We start from the raw sequence: 895 nt of genomic DNA, 5'->3' as shown, positions 1-895 counted from the left end.
CTCGTCCACGGTTCGCAACCGGGCTACCGATCACCACATCCTTCTGCCCCGACAGCCGCGACAGCAGCGCCGCCCAGCCTGCCAGCAGCGTCATGTACAATGTCGTGCCGTGACGATGGCTCAGCGCCTTCAATGCCTCGGTCAGCCTCGCATCCAACCGGATCGGCACCACGGCCCCGGCATGGTCCTGCTCCGCCGGACGCGGCCGGTCCCAGGGCAGTTCCAGAAGCGCAGGCGCGCCCGACAACGCCTCCTTCCAATACGCACCCCNCGCCAGCGCCAGCGGCGCATGCTCGTGACGCAGCAACTCCGCCAGCCGGATCTGCACGGCTCGCGTCGCATCCGCAGCTCCTGTCTCGTCGATGCAGATCCGCACCGGCAACGTGTTGATGAACACTCCGGGCGTACGCTCCGCACCCTCTCCGCCCTGCATCCGCCCGAACAGCACCGTCCCGAACACCACCTCGCTGCGCCCGCAGCTCCGCGCAAGCAGCTGCGCAAATGCCACGTGGAACAGGCTCGCCGCGCTCACGCCCAGTACCCGCGCCTGCCGCCGCAGCCGCTCCGCGAGTTCGCTCGACAAGACCTGACGAGCCTCTTCCACCGACGAGCCGTCGCCCTGAACGTTCAGCAGCCCGAACGCGNCAGCTGCGCAAACGCCACATGGAACAGGCTCGCCGCACTCACACCCAGCGCACGCGCCTGCGACCGCAGCCGCTCCGCAAGCTCAGGCGCCAGTTCGAGATGTGCCTCCGCGATCTCAGACCCGTCGCCCTGCACGTCCAGCAGCCCGAACGGCGCCGTCGGCTCCTCGACCTTGCCCAGCATCTCGCGGAAGAACGTCTCGTGCTGCTCACGGCTCATCCCCAGCCGTGCCTGCGCCACAAAACTCCGG

Annotated in this window: 1 protein-coding gene; it reads right to left on the bottom strand. The window is 68.8% G+C overall.

All coding sequences use genetic code 11. The features are described from left to right. The coding region (locus tag HL671_RS08335) for a condensation domain-containing protein (protein ID WP_470287768.1) at positions 1-532 on the bottom strand (532 nt) is incomplete at its 3' end. Positions 533-895 lie beyond the last annotated feature (363 nt).

It is taken from the genome of Bradyrhizobium denitrificans (assembly GCF_013179005.1).
GTDB lineage: Bacteria > Pseudomonadota > Alphaproteobacteria > Rhizobiales > Xanthobacteraceae > Bradyrhizobium > Bradyrhizobium denitrificans.
The sequence above is the reverse complement of the archived record's forward strand: the minus strand, read 5'-3'. Positions and strand labels throughout refer to the sequence as shown.